At 59.9% G+C, this 18,722-nt stretch carries 15 protein-coding genes and 1 tRNA gene; 13 read left to right on the plus strand and 3 right to left on the minus strand.

Annotation, left to right across the window (positions count from 1 at the left end):
• The first annotated feature begins 12 nt into the window (after positions 1-12).
• The 13 genes from Pla123a_RS05920 to Pla123a_RS05980 all read left to right on the plus strand — a co-directional run bounded on the left by Pla123a_RS05920 (position 13) and on the right by Pla123a_RS05980 (position 15,773).
• A complete protein-coding gene (locus Pla123a_RS05920; RefSeq protein WP_197527717.1) occupies positions 13-1,008 on the plus strand; it encodes a glycosyltransferase family 4 protein in 996 nt (331 codons plus the stop codon).
• On the plus strand, positions 1,005-2,420 hold the full coding sequence (locus Pla123a_RS05925) for a hypothetical protein (protein WP_146584840.1): 1,416 nt from the start codon (positions 1,005-1,007) through the stop codon (positions 2,418-2,420). Before Pla123a_RS05920 ends, Pla123a_RS05925 begins: the two co-directional genes overlap by 4 nt.
• Positions 2,417-3,424 (plus strand): acyltransferase family protein, encoded by a 1,008-nt coding sequence (locus Pla123a_RS05930; protein ID WP_391541966.1) that lies wholly within the window; start codon positions 2,417-2,419, stop codon positions 3,422-3,424. Before Pla123a_RS05925 ends, Pla123a_RS05930 begins: the two co-directional genes overlap by 4 nt.
• 68 nt (positions 3,425-3,492) lie before the next feature.
• Positions 3,493-4,623, plus strand: coding sequence for a glycosyltransferase family 1 protein (locus Pla123a_RS05935; protein ID WP_146584844.1), 1,131 nt, complete (start codon positions 3,493-3,495; stop codon positions 4,621-4,623).
• A 246-nt stretch (positions 4,624-4,869) separates the two neighbouring features.
• On the plus strand, positions 4,870-6,207 hold the full coding sequence (locus Pla123a_RS05940) for a lipopolysaccharide biosynthesis protein (protein ID WP_261342750.1): 1,338 nt from the start codon (positions 4,870-4,872) through the stop codon (positions 6,205-6,207).
• Positions 6,197-6,841: an acyltransferase gene (locus Pla123a_RS05945; protein ID WP_146584848.1), complete on the plus strand. Its 645-nt coding sequence runs from the start codon at positions 6,197-6,199 to the stop codon at positions 6,839-6,841. The genes Pla123a_RS05940 and Pla123a_RS05945 overlap by 11 nt, the downstream gene beginning before the upstream one ends.
• A 202-nt stretch (positions 6,842-7,043) precedes the next feature.
• Positions 7,044-7,868, plus strand: coding sequence for a sulfotransferase family protein (locus tag Pla123a_RS05950; protein WP_146584850.1), 825 nt, complete (start codon positions 7,044-7,046; stop codon positions 7,866-7,868).
• A gap of 226 nt (positions 7,869-8,094) precedes the next feature.
• Positions 8,095-8,712, plus strand: coding sequence for a sulfotransferase family protein (locus tag Pla123a_RS05955; protein WP_197527718.1), 618 nt, complete (start codon positions 8,095-8,097; stop codon positions 8,710-8,712).
• Between the two features lie 211 nt (positions 8,713-8,923).
• On the plus strand, positions 8,924-10,834 hold the full coding sequence (locus Pla123a_RS05960; RefSeq protein WP_146584852.1) for an acyltransferase family protein: 1,911 nt from the start codon (positions 8,924-8,926) through the stop codon (positions 10,832-10,834).
• A gap of 139 nt (positions 10,835-10,973) precedes the next feature.
• Positions 10,974-12,026, plus strand: a complete 1,053-nt coding sequence (locus Pla123a_RS05965; RefSeq protein WP_146584854.1) for a glycosyltransferase — start codon at positions 10,974-10,976, stop codon at positions 12,024-12,026.
• A 178-nt stretch (positions 12,027-12,204) separates the two neighbouring features.
• Entirely contained in the window at positions 12,205-12,753 is a 549-nt protein-coding gene (locus Pla123a_RS05970; protein WP_231956339.1) for a WcaF family extracellular polysaccharide biosynthesis acetyltransferase, read from the plus strand.
• Positions 12,754-13,011: 258 nt separating this feature from the next.
• Positions 13,012-14,517: a glycosyltransferase family 4 protein gene (locus Pla123a_RS05975; RefSeq protein WP_146584856.1), complete on the plus strand. Its 1,506-nt coding sequence runs from the start codon at positions 13,012-13,014 to the stop codon at positions 14,515-14,517.
• 35 nt (positions 14,518-14,552) lie between these two features.
• Complete coding sequence (locus Pla123a_RS05980; protein WP_146584858.1) at positions 14,553-15,773, plus strand: glycosyltransferase family 4 protein; 1,221 nt, start codon at positions 14,553-14,555, stop codon at positions 15,771-15,773.
• Between the two features lie 34 nt (positions 15,774-15,807).
• On the opposite strand, the gene Pla123a_RS05985 is transcribed toward Pla123a_RS05980, so the two are convergent.
• The 3 genes from Pla123a_RS05985 to Pla123a_RS05995 all read right to left on the minus strand — a co-directional run bounded on the left by Pla123a_RS05985 (position 15,808) and on the right by Pla123a_RS05995 (position 18,709).
• Positions 15,808-17,028 carry a site-specific integrase gene (locus Pla123a_RS05985; RefSeq protein ID WP_197527719.1) on the minus strand — a complete coding sequence of 407 codons (1,221 nt, stop codon included), beginning with the start codon at positions 17,026-17,028 and terminating at the stop codon, positions 15,808-15,810.
• A 181-nt stretch (positions 17,029-17,209) separates the two neighbouring features.
• Positions 17,210-17,283, minus strand: a tRNA-Ile gene (locus tag Pla123a_RS05990).
• A 67-nt stretch (positions 17,284-17,350) separates the two neighbouring features.
• The gene (locus Pla123a_RS05995) at positions 17,351-18,709 is read right to left on the minus strand and encodes a DUF4832 domain-containing protein (RefSeq protein WP_146584862.1); all 1,359 of its coding nucleotides are present in this window, start codon (positions 18,707-18,709) and stop codon (positions 17,351-17,353) included.
• Positions 18,710-18,722: the final 13 nt, after the last annotated feature.

Here is an 18,722-nt window from a genome sequence, read left to right on the forward strand (position 1 = left end):
GGGGGCCTGTCGGTGGACTTTCTCTACCGCAAGGCATTCGAATCGCAATTCAGCATCGAGTCTTGCTTTGCCCGAGTCCAGGAAGATCTTTCTAGACTAGGGCTAGACAACCAAAGAGTGGTTGCTCCAGCGTACAGCACTGGCTTCCTCAATCGCCTACGGATCCTCCTGCACGCCGCACGGCTTTCAAGGACTAGGGACAGGATTCTACATATTACGGGTGATATCTACTATGCGGCGATTCTTGCTAGGGCCCCCGTTTCTCTCACGATCCACGACCTGGAGTTCATCAATCGCGAACGAGGTTGGAGGCGATTCCTTCTCAAGACGATCTGGATCAATGCACCATGTGCCCGTGCCGACGCAATAACGGTGGTAAGCGAAGAAACCAAGAGATTGCTGCTTCAGACGTGCCCTAAGCTTTGCCCACAAAAGGTGCATGTCATCCCGAATAGTGTCTCAGACAGCTTCAAGCCTTTCCCCAAGCCTGCCCCCAAGGAGACGCTCCGCATTCTTCAGGTTGGCACCAAACCCAACAAGAATATACCCTTGCTGCTCCAAGCGCTGAATGGACTCAATTGCGAGCTCACGATCGTCGGGCCCGTTTCGGAAAAACTTAGGAGGTGCGTTGCCGAGAGTGATATCCCTACCGTTTTCAAGGAGAGCCTCAGCGAAACTGAAATGTTGGAGGTCTACCAAGATTGCGACCTACTCGCTTTCGTGTCGCTCGAGGAAGGGTTCGGCATGCCAATAGTCGAGGCGCAACGCACGCTCCGACCCGTTCTCACATCAAATTGCAGCTCTATGCCAGAAGTAGCGGGTGAAGGAGCTTGCTTGGTGGATCCGCGTGACCCCGCATCGATCCGGGCAGGAATCGAGCGTGTATGGAAGGATGAGACCTATCGTGAGTCACTGATTGCGAAAGGGGCGGCTAACGCAGAACGTTTCTCGCGAGGGCAAATAGCCGATAAGTACCTGCGGCTCTTCCAGGGCCTTGGCTCGCAATGACAAACGCTGCACAAGAGCCGGAGGTTGGCTTCTCCACTTACGGCAAGACTTCGCTGCAGATCGCCCTAGCAGCTACGGCAATATCATTACTGCTAGCCGCCGGCTGGGCATCGCTCGGCTACGGACTCGCCGGAGTGGCCACCTATCGCTTAGTCTTCGCGCAAGACCGGCTCTTTGACCTTCGCTGGACCGCAGTATTAATAGCAACAATTCAGTGCGTTATTACGCCTCACCTAGCATATCGCGGTGCGTATGAACACGATCGGTACGGCATGTACGTGCCCGAGGCAGCCTATATGCCGATTGCTGTCAGTTGCCTCATTGGATTTGCGGTAGGGATTCTGTTCTTCCACACCAAGAAAGAGCGCTGGTCCCAAATCCTCGCGGCCCGTCAGCTGCGACAAGTGCTCCTTCGTCGACCAGATCTACCGATCATTCTGTTTGCCGTTTCTCTGCTCGGATCAACTGCGTCGGCAATCTCGCCTGCCGCTTTAGGGTTTGTAGGCTACCTGTTTGCTAACCTCAAATACACTGCGGTTGTTCTGTTCCTGCTGTCCGGTCGAAGCGATCGACTCGTGTGGACCGGCGCAGTTCTTGGATATGCTTTTCTCGAGTCTGCCGCCTCCAGCTTATTTCACGACATTTTACTCTGGGGGGCTATTGCAGGCGGGCTCCTAGCGTTCCTGCTTCAACCAACCGCGTGGACGAGAGCCGCAATTGCGGTCGCTCTCGTGGTGGCCATCATGGCAATTCAGAGCGCCAAACATGAATACCGTACGCGGGTATGGAAGGGATCTGAGAACGCAAGCCATGGGCTGTATTTCGACATAGCGAGTGAGCGCATGATCGCACTGTGCACGGGCCGCATGCCAATCTCAGAGGTGTTCGGCGGTATGGTTCTACGGCTCAACCAAGGTTGGATTACCAGCCGAATAATACAAGTCGTACCTGCCGCTGAACCTTTCGCTGAAGGTCAAACGATCACCAGAGGCCTACGATCCAGCCTTCTTCCACGGATACTGGCGTCTAACAAGGCCGGAGCCGGTGGCCGGGAAAACTTCGAGAGATTTACACACCTGGACCTCTCCAGAGGCACCTCGATGGGGATAGGCACCCAGGGGGAGGCGTACGCCAACTTCGGAGCGATTGGTGCTCCGATCTACCTTATGGCGTATGGCCTGGCTATCGCCTGGCTCATTTCGTCTTACGCCAAGCTATCCGAACGAATCCCATTAGCAGTTGCGATGCTTCCAAACACCTTCCTATTTGCATTAAAAGCGGAGGGTGATTTCGTTACCGTCTCGAATTTCGTCACAAAGGGATTCCTCTTTCACGCGGCAATTGCGGCCGGACTTGCTTATGCGTTCCGAGGCGGCTCCCACGCTAACAGCCGAAACCTAGACCGTTCGTGAATTGCGCCCACGAACCACCGCAGAATCCAATTCAACCTCGGCGACTCGATGTCGATGTAGCGAGAGGCATTGGCATCTCACTTGTCGTTCTAGGTCACATCGGGACCCCCTACTACCGCGGTATATATTTATTCCACATGCCGCTCTTCTTCTTCCTGAGCGGGCTGACTACTTCCAAGCACAAGTTGGTCGACGGCAAGTCATTCCTGATGAGCAGCCTCGCGCAGACAGTAACGTACTGCGCATACCTTCTGCTGCTTGTCGTCTGGCTGGCAAGCAGGGGCGAACTATCACGGCAGCCGCTGGTAGAGGCCGCAATTCTAGTCTGCGGCGGAGAACTTCTTGTATCTGCTGGGGCCGCGTACTGGTTTCCAACATGCCTTGTTCTCGCAAAAGTCTTGTTCCGCGGCTATCTCCTCGCTGGCACGTCTCGCATGCGACTCGTAGTCTGCCTGGCGACAATCCCAACAAGCATCGTGATTGCGAGTGCTCTACCGGAATTCTGGCTGCCCTGGGCCGCCAATGTAGCTCCGATCGCGTTTGCATTCATCCTCCTCGGGGACACCTCAAGAGGCTGGCTAGACAAGGCGAGTTCGCCGCTCAAGTCCGCAATTGTGCTTACCGGCGCGGGGGCAATCTGGGCTGCACAGGCAGGCTATCTCGAGACGCTTGACATGAAGTATGCATCGTTTGGGCCCGTCGGATCGAGCCTAATCGCCGGGGCAATCGCGGCGCTCTGTGTATTCATCCTCTGCGGTCCTATCGCTCGAACGGCCCTGGCCGGTCCGCTAGCGGCTGTTGGCCGGAGGTCCATGCTCATCATGTACACGCACCAGTTTGTACAGCTTACGATTGCGGCGTATTGGGAAGTGAATCGCCTTGCATTGGCAATGGCGACGGTGCTCGTTTGCTGCCTGATTCACGAGTTGCTTGCGGCAACGCGGATCTCTCGAGCCGTTCTTCTAGCGGATCGCTCCGCGTATCTCACGCCTAGCAAGTGTTGACTCTTACCCACCTATAAGCTCTGAGAGGCACTCTCCTGCCCTACTTCGACGCCAAACGACGAATCTTGATGACCTCTCCGCAGGAGTGGGGGCACATCAAGGTCTCGAAACACCACTACGCTGAAGAGCTTGTGCAAGCTGGCCATAGCGTTCACTTTCTGAATCCGCCATGCGACGAAAAGCTGGCGGGTGGCGTCCGCTGCCGCGTGCTTGCTGATTACGGCCCGGGACGGCTCACCGTGATTGACTGGAATCGACGTACGCCAATCGCGCTTCGGTACAAAGCAATGCCGATATATCGGAGACTCATTCAACACGAAGCGCGGAGGATTCGACAGGAAATTGATTCGTCGCTCGATCTTCTTTGGGCATTCGACCCAAATACATTCCCCGACCTAAGCGTCTTCAAGGCGGCGCACACGCTCTTCATGCCGGTCGATCCGCTTAGCTCGGACCAGCAAGTCCGCTGCGGCCTAAGCGCAGACTTGGTGGTGAGTGTAACCCCTAGCATCCTAGAGCAATTCGACTCTCCCGCCTTCGAAGGGCGAAAGCTACTGGTTGGTCACGGTCTGTGCCGCGAGTTCGAGGCTGAGGCCAGGCGTCCTCCCTCGGCGGCAACTGCCGGCTCCCCGGTGCGAGCCGGGTTTTTCGGCAACCTCGATCGACCCAAAGTTTTTGACTACGGGATGTTTTCTTCCATTGTGGAGAGTCATCCCCAGGTCGAGTTTCACTTCTGGGGCCCCTCGTCGCTGAACGGAGAGTTCCAGAAAACGCTGGCGGATCGGCCGAATGTCTTCCCGCACGGTTGCGTCGACAAGGCAGCGCTAGCAAGTCAAATCCGGCCGATCGACGTCTTCCTGCTGATCTACGGACGAAACGAGCACCTCTTCGACCGCTCGAATGCTCATAAGATCTTGGAGTACCTCTGCACTGGCAAGGTGATCGTGTCGAGCACCATTGAAGCATACGAAGGCCGACTTGACCTACTTAGAGCGCCACGCAGCGGGGATGACACCGAATTGCCGCTTCTGTTCGCACAAACCGTCGAGGAACTGGACTCTGCTAACTCGCTCAAACTCGCCCGCCGCCGGAAGGCGTATGCGTTGGACCACACGTATCGCGCGCAGCTTACGAAGATCGAGGCTGCTCTTGAGAAGATAGCAAGCGATGCGCCCCTTAGCGAAGGGGCCACTCGTTAGACGTATGGCTAATCGCGGTGAGGTAACAACGTCTACTGAGCCAGTGCCCGAAAACTTCTCGGCATGAAACGGAAGAACTGACCCGGCGCTTACGGCTGGCACCCCCGCTACCACGCTTTTCGGACAGTATTCACCGTCTTATATCGGCAGCCACTAAACAATACGTCGTGGAAGGCAAATCCTCAGACCTGGGATCTACCAGCCGCCCCTGGAAACGATCCGATTCCGCTTCGAGTTCTTGCCTTCTTGCTATCGCCCCTGAGGCCCACCTGTGACTTACTCCACTCAGTTCACAACTGCTCCCATCAGGTAACTCCGATTCAAATTCAGCGATACCTCAGTAATAGGTCCGCACGAGTAATCGGTGGGCTAGCGGGCGGGCAAACGCTTGCCATGGCGTTACCAATCGCAGCAGCGCCGGCACTCAGCAGGCTGTACGCGCCCGCAGATTATGGTGCGTTCGGCCTGTACACGAGCATCTCTGCAGTGCTTGCTACGGCCGCGTCCCTGCAGTATCACGAGGCTATCCTTGCCGAACGCAACGATAAGCGCGCGGAACACTTAGTATACGCAAATATAGCTATAAGCTTACCTGTAGCCGCACTTACGGTCGCAGTGGCCGCTTTGCTTTACGTGAGCCTCCCCAGCCATAGCAGTCTAGCTGCGGCGAGAACGTGGATTTGGTTGCTTCCCGCCTCAATGCTCGCCGCTTCTGTAACCAAGTCTGTAGGAGCCCATTGCAACCGACGTGGAAACTACCGATACCTTGCAACGATGCCTTTGCTTATAAAAGCGTCTACTGTGCTCTTCTCGATCGCACTGGGAATACTACGTTGGGGGCCGCATGGATTATTCGCTGCCTACTTCTGTGGGCAGTTGATCGGTGTCATTGGTTCATGTTCCATTATCCGGTCCGACAGGCTTGCCCTAGGATCAATTAAGAGCTGGCTTGCATTGGCTAAGCGGCATTCGCATTTCCCTCTATTCACGCTGCCATCGCAGTTCATTGCACAACTGAATCAACAAATCCCAATCTACGCTCTGGGGCTGGCTGGCGCAGTCGATGACCTCGGCCTCTTTAATCGCGCCCGCATGCTGGTTGGGCTTCCGCTAACAGTGCTCGGCTCGGCTATCGGACAATTATATCGCGAGCAAGGTTCGCAAGCGTACCGATCGAAACTCGATTGTCGCGATGAGTTCAAGAAATCGCTGCGACTACTTGCGGTGTTCGCAGCCCCCTCAACCGCCACTCTGGCGCTAATAGGACCCGATCTATTCTCGGTAGTTCTTGGAGCCGAATGGCGTGAAGCTGGCGTGATCGCCCGAATACTTGCACCGATGCTGTTTCTTCGGATGACTACGGCGCCCCTTAATGCGACTCTACAGTTTTCTGGAAAGCAGAAACTGGCATTCACGCTTTCCGCTCTAAGCGTCTGTGCTCTTGCCGTCGGAGTTCTCCCCATAGCGTCGACGGCGGGACATGCGCGCCAAATAGTCGCAGCGTACTCCGCCACAATGTCGTTGATCTACCTTGTTCACCTACGCATCTCCTGGAAAGCATGCGTCCCAGCCAATGTTTCTTAAGCTCGCGCGCCGTACCGCTCAGCTCCCATTCAAGACGATGGAAGCTCTATTTATTCGCCTTCCCTATTTTCATTTCGTGCGCAACACGCGAGACGCGCTTAGCCCCAACACGTTCAGAGATTGGTTTCGCCAAGAACTGCTGGGCGTGAATATTGGTCCATATTGGCCCATTCACACATCCAGCAAAGTGACGGAATGGAAGAATATTCTGATAGGAATTGACACGTCGCCGGGAATCATGCCTGGCTGCTACATCCAAGGCATCGGAAAGGTGACGGTTGGAGACTATACGCGGGTGGGCCCGAACGTATCAATCATTAGCGCAAATCACAGCCTTTCTGATCTGCGGCAACATGAGCCGCAGGAGGTGAGAATTGGAGCATATTGCTGGCTTGGTGCCGGCAGTGTCGTGCTACCGGGAGTCGAACTCGGCGATTTCACTATCGTCGGCGCCGGCGCGATCGTAACGAAGTCTTACCCGCAAGGCTTCTGTGTACTGGCCGGCAATCCGGCAGTCCCTATAAAGTCCCTGAGCGCCGAAGAGTGTGTCCGTTATCGGCACCGCGATGAATACCACGGCTTCATTGCGGCCCGCGACTTTTCAGCGTATCGCAAGAACACTCTTCGCGTTTAACTTGCATTGCCACGACTATTGCCGAAGCAGACTCAGTCAATTCGCATGAAGTAAGATGTGAGCACAACGCCGCTGCAACTGCCCACTCATTCGACTAGAAGCCTGCGACATACACTACTGCGAAGCCGGACGATCCGGTACGCCAATAAGATCAGGTCCCCAGTCCGGCCACAGCTCCACCGACACCGAATCAACCATCACGATGCCAGCACTTCCCACTTTCATCACGATTGGAGCCATGAAATGCGGCACCACCAGCCTTCACGACTACCTGAGTCGACATCCAAGCTTCAGCATGTCCCAGCCGAAGGAGCTGGATTTTTTCGTCGGTCGCTGTTCAAGCAACTCGATGGAGTGGTACTGTTCCCACTTTGACGCCAGCAAGCAATTTCGCGGTGAATCGTCGCAAAACTATACAAAGGCTCACTCTCCGTTATACGCAGGAGCCGCAGAGCGAGTAGCGTCTGTTCTACCTAATTGCAAACTGATCTATTTAGTCAGAGACCCAATCGCCCGCTATCAGTCTCATAAGCTGGAAACACTCTATGGTGAGACCCGTCGCGACATTGCCTGGGCTAAAGAAAATAACCACTACGTCAAGACCGGGCTCTACTACTACCAGCTATCGCACTATCTTAACTACTTTTCACTTGAGCAGGTGATGGTTGTCGATCTTGCCGACCTTAAAGATCGACGCCTTGACACCATGAACGCGATTTTCCGTTTCCTTGGAGCTTCGGAGTTGGACAACCCTGGGGTGTTCGACTTCCAGTCGAACTCGTTTGCGGAGAAGGTCGCTCCGCGGTTCATTCGCGAGAATATCGCCTATCGTGTGGCGAATCGCATAGCCCCCAAGTTGACAGCAAGTGTTTTCAGTTCCGATCGTGTTCGCAGAACGCTTATGCCCAACTCAAGACCAACACCTCTCACGGAAGGCGAGAAGGATCGATTGTCGTCGATCTTTGAACCCGACGTGAACAAGCTGCGCAAGTTGCTAGGCCGAGACTTCTCCGATTGGGCGGTCTAACCACCTCCTGTGACTCCAAACTCTCCCGCCTAGGGCAGTTAACCTGGGATCAGACATTCGCGAAGGCAGCCGCAATCGAGTTCAACCATAAGTTGTCCTCTCGACCGTTGGCTGAATCAAACACTTGAATTGAATAATCACCGTTTCACGGCCGGCATTGCTGTTAACTCAGATCCGCAGACAGCATTCAGGTTTCTCGCTATTAGTCGATAATAGGTAAGTGCAAATGCATCCTAAAGTATTCTGTATTGGATTCCATAAGACGGGCACTTCTAGTCTTGGCGTAGCATTGGGGCGTCTTGGCTATCGTGTGACAGGCCCAAATGGGGTTCACGATCCAAGGATTGCGGAGAACGTTCACGCGATGTGCTACGACTTGGTAGAGCAGTTTGATGCATTTCAAGACAATCCTTGGCCAATCATCTACAAGGATCTCGATATGAGGTTTCCCGCCAGCAAATTCATCCTAACAATTAGACGCCCAGAAGCCTGGATAAGGAGTCAAGTCAAGCACTTTGGCCGAGATGTGACGCCAATGAGGCAATGGATTTATGGCGTTGGGTGCCCCGAGGGTAACGAGCCCGTGTATACCAAACGTTTTCAAGACCACAATGACGAAGTCATCGAGTACTTCAAGGACCGCCCGCATGACCTTCTTGTCCTAGATCTCGCCGAAGGGGATGGCTGGGAGAAACTATGCCCGTTCTTAGGGGCGAGAATTCCAAGAAAAGCATTTCCGCATGCCAATAAGGCCCGCGATAGAGAGGGCTTGAGTGCGACTCTGCTTTCGCCCGCAAGAAAATTCAAAACTCTACTGAACGGGGTTTGGAGTCGCCCATCATGAACGACATTTCTAGCTGGCCATGCCGATTGCCTCAGGCGGTCCTTGGAAGCTCTAACGAAGTCTACTGACTTCGTTGTTATCTCGATCCGCGGTTGCAAGTGTCGACGATTTCAGGTGGTTCTGCGAGGGCTGCTTGCTTTCTTACCATCTGCTGAAGGGCGATGACACCCGCAGCGTCCCGCCAACGCTCGTGTAAAGTGCACCCCACTCAATGAAATACCGGCCTGACATCGACGGTCTGCGGGCTGTCGCCGTCCTTCCAGTGATTTTCTTTCACTTGTCGGCGAGCTACTGCGCAGGGGGGTTCCTCGGTGTCGACGTCTTCTTTGTGATCTCCGGCTATCTGATCTCCTCGCTGGTGCTGGAGCAACAGCTTAGCGGCTCATTTACCTTCAAAGAGTTTTACTCTCGTCGGATACGACGAATCCTACCCGCCCTGCTGGCGGTTGTGATACTCAATCTGGCCGTGGCGGCTACAGTCGCCTATAGACCCGATCGCCGATCGCTCGGGCTCCAGTCAGCGGCCGCGGTCGCATCCGTCGCCAACGTCTACTACTGGCGTAACGCCGGCAATTACTGGGGGCAAGCCGCAGAAGAGTCGCCGCTCTTGCATACGTGGTCACTATCGGTAGAAGAGCAGTTCTACTTAGTTCACCCGATGCTTCTCCTGCTTCTCGTTAGACTTTGCCAACGCCGGTCTACCATCCTCGCATTCCTGGCGATCTCGATGGCGGCTAGCTTAGGACTGTTTGTGTGGGGGCAAAGAACGCATCCCTGGGCCACCTTCTACCTACTGCCACCGAGATCGTGGGAGTTGCTTGCCGGAGCTTGCCTCGCCGTCTTTGAATCATTGCGAACTCGCGGCCCGGCGTTCCGGTTCGCCCCTCAATTCGCTGGCACTGCTGGGCTTGTGCTGCTTGCGATGTCAATGGCGCTGAGTGAGCGGATCGGCGCGGGTACAATTGCGGCGGTAACCGGCTCCTGCGCCCTGATCGGCGCAGGAACCTCGGCCCTGACGTCGAAACTGCTCGCCCACCCGATTCTGGTTCACATCGGCCGCATCTCGTACTCCCTCTACTTGTGGCACTGGCCGATCATCGTCTACCGAAACTATTTTAGAGTCGAGCTTAGCGATGTAGCAGTCATCGCCCTCACGTATATCGTCGGACTCGGCTCCTACCACTTAGTCGAGCAGCCAGTACGAAGAAGATCAGGCGCTGCCCTCCCGGTTCTCGCCATCGCGACTCTGGCATTCTGTCTTTGCATTGGCGTATCCAAGCTGCCTGAGCTGTATGACACAGAGGAATTCGCGCCCCCTGTGTGGTATGGCGATTTCTATGACCTTCGACCGCATTCGCCGGACTCATCCCAAAGCCCAACGATGCTGGGTGTGACGGTTCCGGAGAAAGAGCACTCGCCCACCGCATACCGCTCGACAGGCATCGTCTCGCGTTCCGATCTGGGCAACCGACCTAGCGTGGTAGTTATTGGTGACTCACACGGGACGATGTGGTCACATACGATCAACGAAGTAACGGACTCGCTAGGCCTAGCTGCAGCTTTCTGGTCGATGAATGGAGTGAAGCCCTATCTCGGACCGCCAGACGCACTAGCAAAGCACCTAGACGCCGACGAAAAGGCTGCGTATGACCGGGCACGCGAAGAGATGCTCGCTTCCGCAAAGCCCCGACTAGCAATCATTGCGTGCCGATGGTCAAAAGTCGACGAGACGCAGGTCATGCCGCTGATCGAGCTTGTTACAGAGAACTGCGACAGAGCGCTTCTTTTAGAGCAGCCGCCGGAATTAGACATTGCAGAAGACAGGTCCGTTTTGCAGTCGCTTGCTTACTTGAATGTCACGCCGCAGGAAGGCTCGCGTTTCTTCCTGCCTGCCACGAACATTGACAAGCTGGAGGAAGGAAGGCGATTGATGGACGTGCTCAGCTTGCGTTTTCCATCGGTGCATGTAGTTTCTCTGACCGACCTATACTTGCAGGATTTGAAGGCGATAGTGCTCGACGGCCGCGAGGTCGTCTACCTAGATGATGATCACTTGACAGAGTACGGCGCCCAGCTTTCCAAGGACCGCTTGCGACGCGCAATCGTACGTTCGCTAGAGTAGTGCGGACAGAGGATTTGCAGGCGGTCGGTAAAAGCGACGGCAGTCAAGGCCAGATCCGCATGTGCTATACGCAAGGCTCCCGCGTTCACACTCCGACGTACGGCCCATTGGCATTGCCAGTCAGTCGGCCCAGGCTCAAATGAATCCACAGCTGAGCGTCCTCCACACGGTAAAGAGCCTGGCTGCGTCCTACGGAGGTCCTGCACGAACGGTTCCTTCACTTGCAACATCGACTCAGTCGCTTGACGAAGACATCACGACTGCAGTTTTTGCGGACTGGCGCCAGTTCAGTGAAGCGGTCAAAAGCCCGTCTGCCGCGCCGACACTGCTCCACGACCACGGGCAGTGGGCCCGCATCAATCACCTCTCAGCGTTAATGAGTCGCCAACTTAGCCTACCAAGAATCGTGGCTCCTCGCGGCATGCTGAGCCCATGGGCCCGCAACCATCATCGGATCCGAAAGGCTATTGCGTGGCAAGCATATGCAGCAAGAGATCTGGCTGCAGCGGACGTACTTCACGCGACGAGCGAACTTGAACTACGCGAACTGAGGCAATTGGGTCTGGTTCAGCCGATCGCGATGATTCCCAACGGCGTTGACCTACCGCCGGAAGAAGAATCGAGCGTCCAGGCGTCGGACCGCCGCTACGCGCTGTTTCTGTCGAGGATCCACGTAAAGAAAGGTGTACGCGAGCTGCTAGAAGCTTGGGTGGCGGTTGCGCCCGACGACTGGGAACTTGTCATCGCAGGCCAGGACGAACAAGGGATCATGCGTCGGCTCAACCTTCCGCCTCGAGTTCGATATGTCGGTCCGATTGACGGCTCGGAAAAGTGGTCACTGTACCGGAACGCCAGCTTGTTTGTTCTCCCAACCTACAGCGAGAACTTTGGCGTCGTCGTTGCCGAGGCGTTGATGGCAGGCCTACCGGTCATTACAACGCACGGCGCACCGTGGGAGTGCTTAGAGAGCGAACGCTGCGGCTGGTGGATTCCAATGGAACCGGGGCCGCTTCGTGAGACTCTCCGCGACGCTTTAGCCACCCACCCGGACGAGCTGCAAGCGATGGGAAGACGAGGCCAGACCGTCGTTGCGCAACGGTTTTCTTGGCCGGAGATTGCTAGGCAGATGGTTGATGTGTACAAGTGGATGGTCCGCGGTGGCTCCCCGCCCGAATGCGTGGTGAAGGACTGATCGATGCAATTGCGAACGGCGCCTCTTGCCAGTTTCTTTTTCGCACTAGCTGATGCCTCCCGCGTTGATTGCAGTTTCAGATAGCGGTCTGATCGCCGTACCCTTCGCTTTGGTCAGTCGTGGTATCGCAAAGGCAGGCAAGATTCCAACATGCTCTTGGTCTCGGAGAAGTATGACGATGTCCCAGCCGCCAGCGAATAATCGGCCCCTCATTCAGCTTACCGGCTACCGAGCCAACTTCGACCGCGGCGCGTCGGCCCTGGTCGAGGCCGCGTGGGTGCTCTGCAAGTTCTGCTTCTTCTTCCCGCGGCTCCCTTTCCCCTCGGCCTGGCGGGTCTGGCTGCTGCGGCGGTTCGGCGCCGCCATCGGCCGCGGCGTGGTGATCCGCGCGGCCGTAAATGTGACCCACCCTTGGCGGCTCGCCATCGGGGATCACGTCTGGATTGGTGAGGAGGTTTGGATCCACAACCTGGCGCCGGTCACGATCGGCTCGAACGTTTGCTTGTCTCAGCGGGCGTTCCTGTGCGCGGCGTCGCACGACTTCCGCCGCGAGTCGTTCGACCTGGTGCTCAAGCCGATCGTGGTCGAGTCGCACGCCTGGGTGGCGGCCGGCAGCCTTGTGCTGCCCGGCGTCACGGTAGGGGAAGGCGCCCTGGTTTGCGGGGGCAGCGTCGTTTGCCAAGACGTGCCGCCGCGGGCTTCCGTACGGGGAAATCCCGCCGAGTAGCCCGCAGTGTGCCGGCAGGCAGGCGCGAGCAGAGGCCGCAGCGGGTCGGTTTCCGGGATTTCAGCTTGACGCCCCGGACGGGTAGGTTTTAATAGGGGCTGCGGACGTCCGCGTGACGCCGCAACGCGAAGAGCCAGACACCTTGCTTTTGCCCCGATCCCTCCCCACTGCGTTGAGTTGACGGCCGGCGGCTGCCCTGCAGCCCGACCGCCGCGGTTCGACCACTCAGGCGCCCCCCCTGCGTCTGGAGCCCGCCCTGTGACCCCGCTCACCACGACCCTCCTGTTCGGCGCGTCCGTCCTGCTGGCGATGGTGCTGACCAAGATTATCGCCACGGCGTTCGGCCGGCTGTCGCTGATCGACCGGCCCGACGGCGACCGCAAGCTGCAGACCGAATCGGTCCCCCTCGGCGGCGGCCTGGCGGTCGCCTGCACGGTGGTGACCACGATTTCGCTGGCGGCCCTCCTGGGCGGCCTGGCGAGCGACCCCTCCTGGGGCGGCTTCTTCTCCGGCCTGCTGCCCGCCGCGGCCGTGCTGCTGGTGGTCGGCGTGGTCGACGACTTTGTCGGCCTGACCGGCATCTACAAGCTGATCGGGCAGTTCCTGGCCGCCACCCTGCTGGCCGTCGGCGGCGCCCACTTTGAAATGATTAGCCTGGCTGGGATGCAGATCCACCTCGGCGACCTGGCCATCCCGTTCGCGATCTTCTTCTGCCTGGGCGCCATCAACGCGTTCAACCTGATCGACGGCTCCGACGCCTTTGCGTCCAGCATCGGCGCGGTGGTCTGCCTGACAATGGGCCTGATCTCCCTCGGCCAGGGCCACGTGGCCGGCGCGGCGCTCAGCTTCGCGGTGGCGGGCGGTTTGATCGGCTTCCTGCGATACAACTTCCCCCCGGCCAAAATCTACCTCGGCGACACCGGCAGCATGCTCATCGGCCTGGTGGTCTCGTACGTGTCGATCAGCTGCTCGGTCAAGGAACAAGCCGCGGTGGCCATCGCGGTGCCGGTCGCGTTGTGTGCGATCCCGATCTTCGACGCCGCCGCCGCCCTGCTCCGCCGCGTGCTGACCGGCCAGAGCGTGTTCGCCGCCGACCGCGGGCACTTCCACCACTCGCTGCTGCTCCGGGGCCTCTCGGCCGGCCAGGCCGCCGCCGTGGCCGCCCTGTTGACTACCGTCACCTGCACCGGCGCCCTCTTGAGCTACTACACCAACAACGAGGCCTTCGCCATCCTCAGCGTGCTGGCGGTCTTCGTCGCGCTGGCGTCGCTGCGGGTGTTTGGCCACACCGAGGTCAGCCTCGTCCTGCACCAGCTCGCCAAGCGGGTCCGGTCGCTCCGCAAGGCCCCCGCAACGCCCACCGCTGACGACAAGACCCACCACTCGATCCAGCTCCAGGGCAGCCGCGCCTGGCGGGACCTCTGGCAGGGCATGTGCGAGCAGGCCCCCAACCACGACGTCCGCTGCCTGCGGCTGACGATCAACATCCCGCGGCTCCACGAACACTTCTACGCCGCCTGGGAAGACAGCCAAGCCGTCCGCACCGACAACGAGTGGGCCATCGTCGTCCCGCTTACCTACCGCGGCGCCGCCGTCGGCAAGCTCTCTCTCAAGGGCTCACCAACGGCAGGTGGCCTAGACTCGATGCGGGACGTGCTCGACTTCCTCGAGCCGGTCGAGCAGCAGCTCGCCAGCCTGATCGAAACCGACCCGGTCGCCCCGCAGCCGGTTTCCGCAAATCCTGAACTGGTCACTGCGACGTAGCGGCATGCGGACCTCGATGGACGGGCGGTAGTCGATTGTCAGCAAAGCGACTGGTCCTGCTTTACCACTTTTTCGCCCCCGACGACGTCGTCAGCTCCGTGCTCTACAGCGAGCTCGGCGCCGAGCTCGCCAAGCGCGGCTGGCAGGTCGAGGCCTGGCCCTCCAACCGCCTGCACTCAGGCGGCAACGCCTCGCTCCCGCACTCGGAAGCCCTCGACGGCGTCCGGGTCACTCGCGTCTGGCGCCCGGCCTGGGTCCAGTCGTCGGGCCTCGGCCGCATGCTCAACGCGGTGTGGATGGTCGGCAGCTGGGGCCTGCGAGCCGCGTTCACCCGCCGCCACCAACACGAGGTCATGCTAGTCGGCACCGACCCGGTGATGGGAGTCAGCGCCGCCGTCCCGTGGAAGCTGTTCCGCCGCCACTCCCGGGTGGCCCACTGGTGCTTCGACCTCTACCCCGAGGCGGCCGTCGCCGATGAGAAGATGAAAGCCGGCAGCCTGACGGAGCGGCTCTTCTCCTGGGTCTCCCGGCTCGGCTACCGCCGCTGCGACTTGATTGCCGACCTTGGCCCCTGCATGCGAGACCGCCTAGCGCCCAACGCAGGCACCGCTGCGGCAGAAACAATCACTCCCTGGGCGCTGGTCGAACCGCCCGAGCCGCCTGAGCCCGACTCGGGCGTACGCTCCGACCTGTTTGGCGATGCCAAGCTGGCGTTGCTCTACTCGGGCAGCTTCGGACGTGCCCACAGCTACGCGGAGTTCTTGGACCTGGCCCGTGAGCTGCGGGGCGATGGCGTGCGGTTCTGCTTCGCGGGGCGGGGCCACCGCGCGGACGAGCTCAAGGCCGCCGTTGGTCCCGACGACGAGAACGTCTCCTTCACTGGCTTCGCCCCCGAAGCCGAGCTCGAGAAGCGGCTCACCTCGTGCGACTTGCATCTGGTCAGCCTCACGCCCGAGTGGACCGGGACCGTCGTGCCCTCGAAATTCTTCGGGGCGTTGGCAGCAGGAAGGGGAGTCTTGTTCGCCGGCTCGGAGCAGTCTGCCATCGCGCAGTGGATCCGCCAGCACAACGTCGGCTGGGTGGTGACGCCGGACACGGTCGGTGAGGTCGCCGACGAGCTGCGTCGACTCGCGCAGGACCCCGAGCGGCTCGTGGCTCTCCGCCAGCACTGCCACGCCGTCTACCACGCGCACTTCAGCCGCCAGAAGATGATCGACAAGTGGGACGCCGAGCTCACCAGGCTCCTCGAGCCGTGAGCCTCGGTAGCCAACCGTCTCGGATGGCCGGCAATCACTCCCCCCGCGCCTTCTTCATCTGCTTCAGCAGGTGCTCCGGGTTGTGCGACAGGTGCTGGTAGACCCGCGCCAGCATCGACGGGTCGCGGTGGCCCATCAGCACCGCCGCGGTGAGCGGGTCGACGCCGCTCTGCAGGGCGTTGGTGGCCCAGGAGTGGCGCAGCGAGTAGAGCGACCGTCGCTCGGCGAGCTCCGACGCCCGCTTGTCGACCAGCCGTTGCCTGGCGACCCGCGTCCAGTACGTGTCAGTCTTGGGCGTGTTGAGCCGCGGGCGCCGCTTGGGGCGTTTGCCGGCGTTCGTCAGCCGCTCGTCCTCCTTGCGCCGCTTGTCGTCGGCCAGCTGCACGGCCAGCTCGACCACCTCGTGATCGGGAACGGTGATGCCTCGGGCCTTCATGCGGGCCCGCCCCATCCGCAGCTGCACCCGCCGGGCGTGGCAGGCGGTGGAGTAGGGGTCCCACGGCAGGCCCTGCGAGTTGCAGAACAGCTTGCCGCCCGGGTACCTAGCGAGGTATCGCTCGGTGATTGCCTGCGCCTTCTCCGTCAGGTAGACCACCCGTGGCGCCCGCTTGCCCTTGGCTTCTGAGGCGGGGATCACCCACCGCGAGTGCTTGAGGTCGACGTGGCGGGGCTCCAATCGGAGGATCTCCTGGGGGCGGCAGCCAACCTCGTACACGACGGTCAATAGGTCGGCAAACTCGGGGCACTTCACGTGCGAGAGCAGTTCGGCGAACTCCTCGGGCGACACGTACACGTCGCGGGGCGGGCCGTTGGGGACCTCGAGCGCCACGACCGGGTCGCGGTCGATGTAGCCCTGGCGGTGGGCCCACCGCAGGCAGCGCTTGACCGCCCGCATGCGGTTGCGGCGGGTGTTGGTGGCGCCGCCGTGCTCGGCGGCCCAGGTCTCGACGTGGAACGGACGCAGCTGCTCCGGCTTCACGTCGGGGTAGCGGCGGACGAACGACTGCAGCGCCTTGAGGTACCACAGGTAGGTCGCCTCGGAGCGGTTCCGCTGCGTCCACTCGAGGAACGCGTCGGCCAGCTCGGCAAACGTATCGGGCAGCTGGCAGCGATCGCCCGCGAACTGCGCGAGCAGCTTGGCGAAACGCGACAGGGCGAGGGCCTGGTCGGGGCCCAGGTTGTGCTGGACGCCGTCGAGCGTGACGAACCACGCGCGGCGCTCCTTGCGGTACCACGGCTTGGGGGGACGCGCCATCTTGTTCTCCTCCGGCTGGGGTTGCTCATCCACACGAGCGAGCCGGAGGGACGGGCCGCGGGGCCGCGTCACCTCGAAGATACCCGCCCCCGACCAAAGAGTGAAACACTTTTGGTCGGAGGAGGGGCGAGTTCCGTGCCAGTTCCCTGCCATTTGGGGAGTCGGCGTCGACGTAAGTCATTAGCCCGGGAGGGACTCGAACCCCCGACCAAGGGATTATGAGTCCCCTGCTCTAACCGACTGAGCTACCGGGCCGAAATCGCAGCTTCGCTAGTTTACGCTCTGCGGGGCGGCGAGCCAACCGGCGCGCTGGCGGCGGTAGTCAGCGGCCGATGCCCACCGTGACGGGCAGCAAGTGCCGGCCAGTTTCTGGTTCCCACAGGTCGTCGTTAGCGAGTCGAATAGCGTACCTCGGGTCGTCGCGCAGCTTGGGCGCCGGGTCGGGCAGCGATAGCAGTGCGTGGTAGGCGCCTGTTTCGAGTTGGCTGTCCAGCGATAGATCAAACTCGACCACGATGGGCTCACCTGGCAGCCAAGTGCGGACTTCGGTCGGGAGGGTGAAACGCTGCTCGGTGTCGGCGTTCGCCAGGATGAGTTCGAGCGGCCGCGGGTTGACCGGCGCCGCCCAGCCGAGGTTTATCAGGACGATCTTGCCGCGCAGTTGGCCGCCTGCCGCGACCGACTTTGACAACTGAACCGAAGTGATCGAAAGCCGGTAGCCAAGCCGGTCACGCACCTCGGTGAGGGCGCCCTGCTCCTGCCAACGCCGCAGCACGCCGCGGTGGTACGAGCGGTTAAGGTAGGTCCAATGCATCGCGCTCAGTTCGCGGAGCGCCCGGGCGCCGCCGGCGTATTCGCTGTTGCGGCAGGTTTCGCCGCCCATTGGCAGGAAGCAAGTCTCGGTCGCGACGAACTCGCGGTCCTCTGCGGCCTGATCGTCGCGGTAGGTGCCGACGTCTGTCTCGTCGGCGACGAAGCAGTCGTTGTGGTGGCCGATTCGTGCCGCCGGCGAGCCGTCGAATGCCCGGTCCGCGTTGAGCGGCCGCGGACGTTGCACGACCTGCTGCTTGGCCTTCGGCGTACGCACCTGGATGCAGCGATCGGGCGGCAGCGCGTCGAGCAGCCCCATTGCTACACGACGCATCGGTCCTGCCGAGTCAAGACCGTTGGTGGACGCGTGCCACTCGCCCCAGGCGCCAATGAAGCCCGCCTGCAGGGTCAGGATGACATCCGAGTTTTTCGTGAGCAGCGGCTTGAGCTGCCGAATGTGACGCAGCACCACGTCCTCGGACGCGTCGGCCTCGCCGATCCGCGAGCTGTACGCGAAGCGCGGTACGAGCTTGACGCCGTGTTCGCGAGCAGCGGCGAAGTCTTGCTCGATGGTTGCGAGCGCCCGATCGGTGAGCCATCGATCGCGGAAGTCTTTCAGGTAGAAAATCCGATTGACAAGCGTCACGCCGGTTGACCGCGCTCGCTGGAACTGTGCGGGTTCGATCGGCTGAAGGCGTTTGCGAGTGTCGAGCTGGATGCAGAAGCCGCGTTCGGGGTTGAGGAGCTCGGCAGAGCTTGGCTCGAAGCGCACTTCCTGAAGTTCCGCTCCGCCAGCCGCGGGCATCGAACCGAAGGCGAGCGATGCCCCTGCTGCCGCTGCCAGGACCCACGAGCTAAGGCGGAGGGGCATGCGACAGATCTCG

This window comes from Posidoniimonas polymericola, from assembly GCF_007859935.1.
Taxonomy (GTDB): Bacteria; Planctomycetota; Planctomycetia; order Pirellulales; family Lacipirellulaceae; genus Posidoniimonas; species Posidoniimonas polymericola.

Coding starts and splice junctions, on each gene's coding strand:
- Pla123a_RS05925 (WP_146584840.1), top strand. CDS start 1,005: ATGACAAACGCTGCACAAGAGCCGGAGGTTGGCTTCTCCACTTACGGC.
- Pla123a_RS05935 (WP_146584844.1), top strand. CDS start 3,493: ATGACCTCTCCGCAGGAGTGGGGGCACATCAAGGTCTCGAAACACCAC.
- Pla123a_RS05945 (WP_146584848.1), top strand. CDS start 6,197: ATGTTTCTTAAGCTCGCGCGCCGTACCGCTCAGCTCCCATTCAAGACG.
- Pla123a_RS05950 (WP_146584850.1), top strand. CDS start 7,044: ATGCCAGCACTTCCCACTTTCATCACGATTGGAGCCATGAAATGCGGC.
- Pla123a_RS05955 (WP_197527718.1), top strand. CDS start 8,095: ATGCATCCTAAAGTATTCTGTATTGGATTCCATAAGACGGGCACTTCT.
- Pla123a_RS05960 (WP_146584852.1), top strand. CDS start 8,924: ATGAAATACCGGCCTGACATCGACGGTCTGCGGGCTGTCGCCGTCCTT.
- Pla123a_RS05965 (WP_146584854.1), top strand. CDS start 10,974: ATGAATCCACAGCTGAGCGTCCTCCACACGGTAAAGAGCCTGGCTGCG.
- Pla123a_RS05970 (WP_231956339.1), top strand. CDS start 12,205: ATGTCCCAGCCGCCAGCGAATAATCGGCCCCTCATTCAGCTTACCGGC.
- Pla123a_RS05985 (WP_197527719.1), bottom strand. CDS start 17,028: ATGGCGCGTCCCCCCAAGCCGTGGTACCGCAAGGAGCGCCGCGCGTGG.
- Pla123a_RS05995 (WP_146584862.1), bottom strand. CDS start 18,709: ATGCCCCTCCGCCTTAGCTCGTGGGTCCTGGCAGCGGCAGCAGGGGCA.